Source organism: Micromonospora sp. NPDC093243, assembly GCF_044753725.1.
In the GTDB taxonomy this organism is placed as follows: Bacteria; Actinomycetota; Actinomycetes; order Mycobacteriales; family Micromonosporaceae; genus Micromonospora.
In genome coordinates this window covers 20,356-27,556 of record NZ_JBIVNT010000015.1, presented here as the reverse complement: position 1 = coordinate 27,556, position 7,201 = coordinate 20,356, and the positions used below count along the sequence as shown (strand labels likewise).

The following is a 7,201-nucleotide window of genomic DNA, read 5'->3' as shown; positions in this document are numbered from 1 at the left end:
CCGGCCGCAGGGCGTGCTCGTCGGCGATCGTGGTGCGTCGGGTCTTGCCCCGCACGATTCCGCGTAGTCCCAGCTGGCGCATGAGCCGTTCGACGTGCACCGGGCCACCGGGATGCCCTCATGGTTCAAGGTCAGCCACACCTTCCGGGCCCCATAGACGCCGTAGTTCGCCGCGTGCACCCGCCGAATCTCGCCAGCGAGCCAGGCGTCGCGACGCGAGCGGGTCGAGGGCATGCGCCGGCAGGCGGCCCGGTAGGTGCTGGCCGCGATCTGCCAGCCGTGCTCGCGCAGGATCCGGCGAATCGGCTCGACGCCGAACACCTGCTTGTGCTCGTCGATGAACCTCACGAGCGTGGCTGTGCCCGGTCGAGCTCGGCCGCGAAGAAAGCCGACGCCGCCTTCAGGATCTCGTTCGCCCGGCGCAGCTCCGCGGTCTCCCGCCGCAACCGCTTCAACTCGGCCGACTCGTCGGTGCTCACCCCGGTCCGCTCACCGGTGTCGGCCTGGGCCTGGCGCACCCACTTACGCAGTGTCTTCGCGGTGCCGATCCCGAGCTTGTGGGCCACCGCGCCGATCGCCGCGTACTCAGACTCGTAGTTCGGCCGCGCCTCGGCGACCATCCGCACCGCTCGCTCACGCAACTCACGAGGATAAGGGGAAGGGCGTGACATGGCTCGATCCTCCACAAGAGGTCGGGCCGCCATCAAACCCGGGGCGGTTCAGACCGCGGGTCGGGCGGGCACGCAGCGTCCGTTTGGAAGAGCGTGCTCAAGCCGTCGTGTTGCCCGAGTCGCCTGGGGGCGGCGGGCAGCCAGAATGCGTTTCGTGCCCGCTTCCGCGCCACGGTTACTGGCCCACGCCGGCTTCCGATTAGAAGAGCATTAGGGGTGGCTGGCCTGGCTTTGCACGCCTGGGCAGCCTGTCCGTCGTTGTCGGGCTTCGTCGGCATCTGGCGGATGGACTTGGCTGTACGGGTGGCTCTAGGTCTAGAACTGCCGGAGGTTGTTGACACTTCGACTCTCCGATCGTTGGAGACTCCATGCCCCGTCGCTTGATCAACAGCAGGATCGGCAGGCCCGGCGGCGGCTGGCGATCCTGCGCCATGCGGAAGAGGTCAGCGGGAATCTGGCACAGACGTGCCGCTACTACGGCATCAGCCGCACCCGTTTATCCGTCTGGCAGCGCCGCTACCAGGAAGAAGGGCTAGCAGGTCTGCGGGACCGTTCTCGCAGGCCGCACCACAGCCCGACAAGCCACCCACGCTGACATCGTCGACAAGATCGTCTACCTGCGGCAGAACTACCACTTCGGCCCAGTCAAGATCCAGATGTATCTCAGGCGGTACCACGACCTCGAGATCGGCCACTCGGCGATCTACAACATCCTCAGGCGCCTGGGCCTCAACCGGCTGCCCACCTCCCAGCGCTACCAGCGCCGGGAGAAACGCTACAAGCGCTACGAGAAGCAGCTGCCCGGCAACCGGGTCCAGATCGACGTCAAGTTCATCGAACCCACCGGCATCTCCACCGCGGCCGGCAAGGCACCAGTCACCGCACAGCTACCCAGGCAGCGCCGGCGCGCCCGCTACTACCAGGCATCTCGCCGAGGCTGACCTCAAGCGCGTTCCACGCCTCGATGTACTGTCGGTGCAGGCCCGCGAGCGGCGGACTCGGGCTCACCGAGTTCCGCGGGCACGGTCCTGGCTGGCAATGAGTCGACCGCCCTACAAAGTTCCCGAGACGGGCTGGGGAACGCATCAGCAGCGGCAAGATGCTGCACGGTCGCCGCCCGTCGACGATCAGCCTCCTGAACCTGTCGATCGACCTTTGCATCAGCCCGCTGCAAATACTCCACCACAAGCGTGACCCCACCGCCCGCAAGCGCATCGATAAGTCCCACCGCCGATGTCACCCCATTCATCGACCATGATGACTGTTTTACGCGACTGTCAGCAACCCCGGTGTCTCCTGCAAGCCCTGACCGAATCAGGACGCTTCGCGGTGCTCCAGACGTGGCAACGCAGAGGCTAGCCATCTTTGCCACGCGGCATCGCACCATTACATCGTGCGACAGCGGCCGTATCGGTCGCCTCGACGAGGCGACCGACCGGGCGGCGACCGACCTCCGACAGTTGGCCGATTGCAGCAGAGCCCCGATCATCTTGTTGAGGGGGTTGCGGGCGACTATGTCGCTGCCTGTCCGCGTGCCGGATTCCACATGCCGCAACGCCCGTCCGGTCGTCGCTGTCGGCGATCAGTGCGGCGGGGCCGAGCTTGGTCACCGGAGATCGCGTCGATGGGTGACAGGAGCTACTGGGCTGAGCTGGCTTGCCGGCGGCGTAGCGTACGGATCCAGCCTTGGGCGGTGTGCCGGGGCACGTCGTAGTGATCGGCAAGGGCGGCAACGCCGCCGGCCTGCTGGTAGACCGACTCCAAGTCACTGGGTGAGCGCCGGTAGCTACGTCCCTTGCCGGTGGACGGCTCGGCTTTCGCGGTTTGCTTGGTTTTCCGGGTCGTGTTGGTGGCCTTGGCGACTGCTGCGGCTTTCCGCCCGCCGGTTCGGGTCGCGCGGGTGGCTTGTGCCTTCGCCCGCGACGTCTGCTTCGGGACGGCGACTTCGGTCGTGTCGCTCTTGGCGGGGATGGGCGTTGCCGGCTCATCAGCGACGGAGGTGACGATGTCGGCGGCCTGGGCGGGCTGAGTGTCGGGGACGGTCCTCTCGTCGTCCTTCGGATTGGTCGCGTCGTCGGCGGCGGGGGAAGGCAACATGGTGATTGCCTGCTGCCCGTCAACGGTAGGTGTGACTGCCTTGAGCAGTAGATCCAGGTCGACCGTGGGAATCTGGCCCGGGGTCAGCCCGTCTCCGTCACCGGCGCGTACCAGCAGTTCGGTGATGCGTGCGCTCGCGCCGTTGAGCTCGACGGTCAGTGTGGTGGTCGCTTGGCTGGGATCGTCTGGGGCGATGGTGATGGTGTAAGAAGTCATGGCTAAACCTCCAGGCTGAAGCGGCGCCTTTGTCGTCTCTCGCGCCTCGGGCGCGCGACGGGGACTTGGGCCCTCCTCGGATAAGGCGTTCCTGATCGGGACTAGAAGCTATCGGATATTCGTGGGTAGACCGCTAGGCGCGTCAGCCAGATCGTTCGCCGGGCTGGACGGCGGTAGCTGTTTGTCGGCGGTGGTTGCGGCGGCCGGCCACAGCCGTGCCCGCAGCAGCGAGGTGCTGAAGAGACCTTGAGGAATCGAGGGTCCAGGCTTTTGACGGGGGCTGGTCCACCGCGCGTCAGGCGGCGGAGCATGCCGCTGGTTGCGGCCCAGCGATTCATTGCTTCTGAGGTGACGGAGTGGCGTTCGCGGTCACGGGCAGCCGCCGGTGTGCCTCAGCAGCGCTGGGGTGCGTTCGACGACCCCGCTCGCCCATACGGTGGCGGGATCACACGGGTCGCGCCGCGCGCCTTGCGTTGGCGCAGGTCGATCACCTGTTCTTGTATGCATCGACGATCGACAGCGGGATGCGGCCTCTGTCGGAGATTTCATAGCCGTTCTTCGCCGCCCATTCCCGGATCGCCTGGTTCTGGCTTCGGTCCGAGCGGGTAGCCGTTGAGCGTGCGCCCCGTCGGTCGGCGCTGAGACTGTCCGTGTCGCCGCGCCCGAGGCGACGGCCCGCGTCGATGTACACATCTAAGACCTTCCGCAGTTCTCCAGCATGCTGGTCGGACAGGTCGATGGAGTACCGCACGCCGTCGAGGCTGAACTCAACGGTTCGGTCGGCCGTGCCACCATCCAAATCGTCCGTCAACACAGTGATTACCTTGCGAGCCACAGTAGTTACTCCTTGAATTGGTGTCAGTGGGCGTTTGCCCTGCCGCTAGACTAAGAGTAGTCAGGCGAATTTGCCGACACGAGATGGGCCTCGCCCAGGACTTCAGCATGAACCGTTGTCGGCGTCGGCAACGAGGCCAGCCCCATGCTAGACGTGCTCGGAGGCCGCGGTGTATTTCCACCACCTGGCCGTGAGCCGTGGTCGTCGACGGGCCACACGGCACAGTTGACATGTACGCTTCGCGAGTTCACCCAGGACGTCGGGAGGTCATGCGTCGCGGCCGGTAACAAGCCTGATCGCTCTCAGGACCATTAGGAAACAGCTGACAAAGGAACAGCCACCAGTCAGTAGGCCTCGCCGAGGTTGAGTTCGGCGGCCCAAGCGATCCAACTCGTGATGGTGGCAGCCAGACTGCCCGACAGGACAGCGATGACCAGGCGCAACAGCCGAACCAGAGCGCTGCTCTCCAAGTCCCGCCCTCCACTCACGAACTAGGCCGCCGCTCGCCACGCTTGGAACCGGCACAGGAACTACTCGGGGCGGTGCCGGTTGCCAAACCAGTGCGCCGAGCAACATTGGTGTGAGGGCCAGGTCACTGGGTGCGAGATACATGCCATCGGTTGTGCCGCTGACCCTTCGTCATCACTTGCCATGAACATCTTCGGTCTCACTTGGAGCCTTGTTGTTGACTACGCGTGCCAGGAGTTGACTTTTGCGCGCCGCGGCCGGGGGCGCGCGATGAGGAGGGGCGCAGAGAACGAGCCCCGCCGGAAGCGCCTCCCGGGGATTAGCGCTCTTATGACCTGGCATCCTGCCGAGGAGCCGTGTTCGCGCTACCGGCCTGGTGCCCTGAGGCGTCCGCGGCGTCAGACTGCCGGCGTTGGTTCTGGAATACAGCCGCATGATCCGTAACTTTGGCTAGTTCGGCGTCAACCGCGAGACCTTGCCTGCTGCGAGTTACACGTCGGTCCGGGGAAGCCCTGCATGTGCGATGGTGCTCTCCTGCCAGCGAAGATCTTATCGATCGGCGGCTGGCAACGCTCAACCGGCAACGACCTGTTCGCGTGCCTGGCCAGTTGAACCTGCTTGGACGCCTGCCCGTGGGCCTATTCGCAGCGGTCCTCTGAACCGCGTCCGTACGGCTTGCAACAGTCGGGCCGGTGTTGGTACACGCGCAGGTCTCGGCCGCGGGAGCGCCCGATGCCGGATGTGCGTTCGTACAGACACGCGCCCCAGACCACGGTTTCACCGCCGCCTTCGGCGACCTGCCCGTCGCCTGGCCCGCCTCGCAACAGCACCTCCACCCGCAAGGCGTATCACGCGGATATGGTTCGTGTCCGGGAGGCACCGTAGTGGGCCCGAGCGTGCGCCGGCGAAGCCCCTGCAGGCGGGGATAACCCGCTCCCTCTTCGTCGTCCCTGTAGGTAGCGGTGAGATGACGTGAGCGTGATCCTCATGTTTGACTATGCGTATGCAGGCGGGGGAGGCGCGGCTGGCGATCGACTGCGGCAATGCCAGCACCATCGGTGTCCTCGCCTGGCCCGACGGCAACTCGTCAACGCTGTCCTTCGACGGGGCGCCGCACCTGCCCAGCGCTGTCCACCTCTCTGCCGATGGTGAGGTGCGGACGGGACAGCGGGCCTGGCAGGCTGCGGCGGAGCAACCGGAGCGGTTCATCCCGCACCCGCGCCGGCCAGCCGACGACCAGCTCACCGTCGCCGGAAATCCCGTCGACGCGGTTGACCTGGTGGCCGCGACGCTGCGCCGCGTCAACGAGGAGGCCGAGCGTGTAGCCGGCGGCCCGGTACGGGATGTGCGGCTGGTGGTACCCGCGGGGTGGGGACCGCGACGGCGCACCTGGTTGCGGCACGTCGCCCACCGGGCCGGTTTGCCGCAGCCACGTCTGGTGGAGGCCCCGGTCGCCGTCGCCGAGCATCTCCTGGCCAACGGCCTGCAACTGCAGGTCGGGTCGTTCATCGCCGTCTGCGACGTCGGCGCGGGCGCCGAAGTCACCGTGCTGCGCCGAGGACCCGCCGGATTCGAGGTCCTCGCGACCCTCGCCGATCCGGACGCCGGCGGCATCGCGATCGATCACGCGCTAGCCGCTTCCCTCACCGGTGATGTCGCCCTGGCCGATGACGACGCCGCCGGACGGTGGATGGTGGCGGCCAGCGTCCAAGCCGCCAAGGAGGCCCTGCAGCAGCATCCGGCGGTCACCGTGCCACTGGCCGACCGCCCGCCGGTGATCATGAACGGTGCGATGCTCGACCAAGCCGCCCGCCCGGTACTGCAGCGCGTGGCCCAGCTGACCAGCGACGCCATCGCCGCGGCCGAGATCAGCACCAACGACCTCGCCGGCATCTACTGCGTGGGCGGCACCGCCCACCTACCGCAGCTCCAAACGCTCATCACCGAATACATCGGCCTCACGCCGACGGTGGTCACCGAGCCCGCGCTCGCCGCCGCGCGCGGCGCCGCGGACGCCGGAGCCGCCAACCTCACCGCGGCCGCCCACGTCGAAGTGCCAGTGCCGCCGGTGCGACGGGCCGTCGCCATCGCCGTGCCCGGCTTCGCATCCCTGGCCCTGATCTGGCAATGCCTCATGACCGCCGAGCAGCACAGCGCGCTGAACGTGCACTACTGGGTGACCCTGAACTGGGGCGAGCTCACCATGGCCGCCGTGTTCGCCCTCCTGGCATGCCTCGGTGCGGGCACCATCCTCGGCTCCCTCGTCGCCGCCCACAGCCCCACCCCCGACACCCGCTCCGAAGGCGGAAAGGTCAGCGTCGGCATCCTCACCGCCGTCTCCCTCGGCCTCGCGATCGCGGGCCTCTACGCCGTGGTCGCCAGCCAATACCTGGGCCAGCCGGTGGGCGCGTACCTCAAATGGGCCCTCTGGCCGATCACCCCGACCGTGCTGATGGCCGCCGCCATCGCAGTCGTCGCCGCCCGACAATGGCGCGCACCCCACGGCGGCTGGTCGGCGCTGCTGGCCCCGCCGACCGGCTCCATCACCGCCGCGGCCGCCGGCATGGCGTTGATCCAGTACTCCCTGACCGCCGACCGGTGGCCGCATCTGGTGCTGTGGATCGACATCGCCGGCCGCGTCGGCGGCCTGCTCCTGGGCGTCGGGGTGGTCATGGCGCTGGTGACACCGCTGGTGTTCCGCCTCATCCTCGCCGCACCCCTCGCCGTGATCACCGCCGCGATCGTCAGCCGGCAGGCCGCCGGCACCCTCGGCGTCATCTACGCCCTCGCTATCGCCGTGTGGTGGGCCGCCCGGCTGTGGACGCGCGTCGTCCGCCCCGCGCAGACGCGGCCCGCGGGGGAGCCGTCGGTGGCGCCGTGGGGTGTTGCCGCCCCGCCGGGCGGGGGAGGCTGA

The 7,201-nt window shown here is 67.7% G+C and carries 6 protein-coding genes and 1 pseudogene; 3 read left to right on the top strand and 4 right to left on the bottom strand.

Annotated features, from left to right (window positions below):
- Positions 1–671: pseudogene (locus ACIP9D_RS32265) on the bottom strand (IS3 family transposase); the annotation flags it as partial.
- 331 nt (positions 672–1,002) lie between these two features.
- Between ACIP9D_RS32265 and ACIP9D_RS32260 the strand changes: the two are divergent.
- On the top strand, positions 1,003–1,266 hold the full coding sequence (locus ACIP9D_RS32260; protein ID WP_350877380.1) for a helix-turn-helix domain-containing protein: 264 nt from the start codon (positions 1,003–1,005) through the stop codon (positions 1,264–1,266).
- Positions 1,267–1,327: 61 nt separating this feature from the next.
- Positions 1,328–1,612, top strand: coding sequence for a hypothetical protein (locus tag ACIP9D_RS32255; RefSeq protein ID WP_350877378.1), 285 nt, complete (start codon positions 1,328–1,330; stop codon positions 1,610–1,612).
- Between the two features lie 697 nt (positions 1,613–2,309).
- Here the strand turns inward: ACIP9D_RS32255 and ACIP9D_RS32250 are convergent.
- The 3 genes from ACIP9D_RS32250 to ACIP9D_RS32240 form a co-directional block, all read right to left on the bottom strand.
- Positions 2,310–2,984, bottom strand: a complete 675-nt coding sequence (locus ACIP9D_RS32250) for a hypothetical protein (RefSeq protein ID WP_350877376.1) — start codon at positions 2,982–2,984, stop codon at positions 2,310–2,312.
- Between the two features lie 487 nt (positions 2,985–3,471).
- Positions 3,472–3,819 (bottom strand): Lsr2 family protein, encoded by a 348-nt coding sequence (locus ACIP9D_RS32245; RefSeq protein ID WP_350877375.1) that lies wholly within the window; start codon positions 3,817–3,819, stop codon positions 3,472–3,474.
- Between the two features lie 1,106 nt (positions 3,820–4,925).
- The gene (locus ACIP9D_RS32240) at positions 4,926–5,123 is read right to left on the bottom strand and encodes a hypothetical protein (RefSeq protein WP_350877373.1); all 198 of its coding nucleotides are present in this window, start codon (positions 5,121–5,123) and stop codon (positions 4,926–4,928) included.
- Between the two features lie 167 nt (positions 5,124–5,290).
- On the opposite strand from ACIP9D_RS32240, the gene ACIP9D_RS32235 reads away from it, so the two are divergent.
- Positions 5,291–7,201 (top strand): Hsp70 family protein, encoded by a 1,911-nt coding sequence (locus ACIP9D_RS32235; protein WP_350877371.1) that lies wholly within the window; start codon positions 5,291–5,293, stop codon positions 7,199–7,201.

Bases quoted from the DNA above. Each gene is read 5' to 3' on its own strand.
- ACIP9D_RS32255 (WP_350877378.1), top strand. From the start codon at position 1,328: ATGTATCTCAGGCGGTACCACGACCTCGAGATCGGCCACTCGGCGATC.
- ACIP9D_RS32250 (WP_350877376.1), bottom strand. From the start codon at position 2,984: ATGACTTCTTACACCATCACCATCGCCCCAGACGATCCCAGCCAAGCG.
- ACIP9D_RS32235 (WP_350877371.1), top strand. From the start codon at position 5,291: ATGCAGGCGGGGGAGGCGCGGCTGGCGATCGACTGCGGCAATGCCAGC.